This is a genomic window from Methanolobus psychrotolerans (assembly GCF_002243045.1).
Taxonomy (GTDB): Archaea; Halobacteriota; Methanosarcinia; order Methanosarcinales; family Methanosarcinaceae; genus Methanolobus; species Methanolobus psychrotolerans.
The window spans coordinates 1-1,207 of sequence record NZ_MBKP01000097.1; the positions used below are offsets into that span (position 1 = coordinate 1).

At 47.1% G+C, this 1,207-nt stretch carries 1 protein-coding gene; it reads right to left on the reverse strand.

The annotated features are described in order from the left end of the window. Positions 1-13 precede the first annotated feature (13 nt). The coding region (locus tag BB781_RS15145; RefSeq protein WP_129582754.1) for a DUF4430 domain-containing protein at positions 14-1,207 on the reverse strand (1,194 nt) is incomplete at its 5' end.

The window sequence follows — 1,207 nt, forward strand, 5'->3', positions numbered from 1 at the left end:
TTTACTAACTTGTTTATGCGTCTGCACCCTCAGGACACTCGGTGTTCTGGACCCAGTAGTGCACCAGAAGCTGGAGCCTGTTAGTTGTTACAGGTTCACCGGTTGTCGGAGTATTCAGATCATTGAGCCAGCAGTTGATGGCTGCCTGTAGTTCACTGGTTGTGATGTAAGCTGCTCCATCGGAATCAACATCGTTCCATGGGTTCCAGTCGGTAGCAGATACGTATACGATCTCTTCTCCGACTACTGGAATGTCGTTTACATCTGAATCATCCACATACGCAGAACAGGTTCCTTCTATTGGATATTCATCTTCGGCTGCAGTTGCAGGAAGAGTAAGGATATATACTACGGTCTTGCTTTCTCCTGAATCCATTTCACCTGTCCAGACCCATTCATAGCGGTTAGCTTCACTGAGGTTCTGCTTGAAGACACCGTCATCATTGTTAGATGAGGTTATTGTCCAGCCGGCAGGAATGATTTCTTCGAAAGTAAGGGAATCAATGTCTTCCATTGCTGTAAGGGTTACTGTTACCTTTGTAGAAGTCAGACCGTAATTGGTCAGCAGCTCTTCATAGAAGTTCTGGTTTGCAATATCCCTCTGGGCAATGACAGGGTAGTCGACTTCGTTTGCAGTCAGGTGGACAACATACAGGGCTTCTGCAGGATTTACTCCGCCCCAAGTTCCGTAGCCGTTTGTGTCTTCAGCATAGTACCAGCTTATGTTGTCACCATCGTTCAGTACGTTACCACCAAGTCCACTGCCTGCAGCTACATCATTAATGTACAGGAACCAGGCATAGTAACCGCCAGTTGATATGTAGTCTTCACCTTCGATTCCAGCAAGGCTGTCAAGGTAGAATGAAGAATAAGATGCATAGCTTTCATCGTTGGCTTCAAATTCGAGTCCACTCTCCATCATGACAGCCAGATCGGTCATAGCATCGATTGTGTACTCTTCGTCGGGATTGTTGTATGGAATGAACTTATAGTTCTCACCTGCTACCTGATCCACTGTCATTTCTGCAAGAGTCTGCACTGTGGTAATTCCACCTTCTTCCATCCGGGCCATCAGAGGATAGCTGTCTGCACCAAGGTCACCGAAATCAACTGCTGTGTCCCCGATTCCGTCACCATTGCCATCTGCTCCGGTGTAGTCAGAGTAGTAGTTACCAAGAGGACCGTTCAAGGTTACGCCGTTGATTGT